This is a genomic window from Streptococcus oralis, assembly GCF_004127215.1.
GTDB classification, from domain to species: Bacteria; Bacillota; Bacilli; order Lactobacillales; family Streptococcaceae; genus Streptococcus; species Streptococcus oralis_BD.
Map to the genome: position 1 here is coordinate 1 of NZ_QEWJ01000140.1, position 397 is coordinate 397.

Annotated in this window: 1 protein-coding gene; it reads left to right on the forward strand. The window is 66.8% G+C overall.

The window, feature by feature from the left end:
* Positions 1-117: 117 nt before the first annotated feature.
* Positions 118-397 (forward strand): 23S rRNA (adenine(2030)-N(6))-methyltransferase RlmJ (gene rlmJ, locus DF216_RS10690; protein WP_129326793.1); only part of this gene is annotated, 280 nt, incomplete at its 3' end.

Sequence of the window (397 nt, forward strand, 5' to 3'; positions counted from 1 at the left end):
CCGCCGCACTGGACGCTGCCCAGCGTGCCGCTGGGGACGCATCCCGCGCGGTGGTAGCATTCGCGCCTACCGTTTTCTCTGCCCGCGCCTGATACTCCGGGCGCACATGGCCCGCCGATGCTCAGTTACCGCCACGCCTTCCACGCCGGCAATCACGCCGATGTCCTCAAGCACGCCGTGCTTGTGCAGATGCTCGATTACCTCACGCAGAAGGACAAGCCGTTCTGGTACATCGACACGCACGCCGGCGCCGGCCTCTACGCGCTGGACCACGAATGGGCGCAGAAGAAGGCCGAATTCGATACCGGCATCGGCCCCTTGTGGCGCGCGGCCGAAAGCGGCGAAACGCTGCCGCCGCTGCTCGATGCCTACCTCGACCAGGTGCGCGAACTGAACC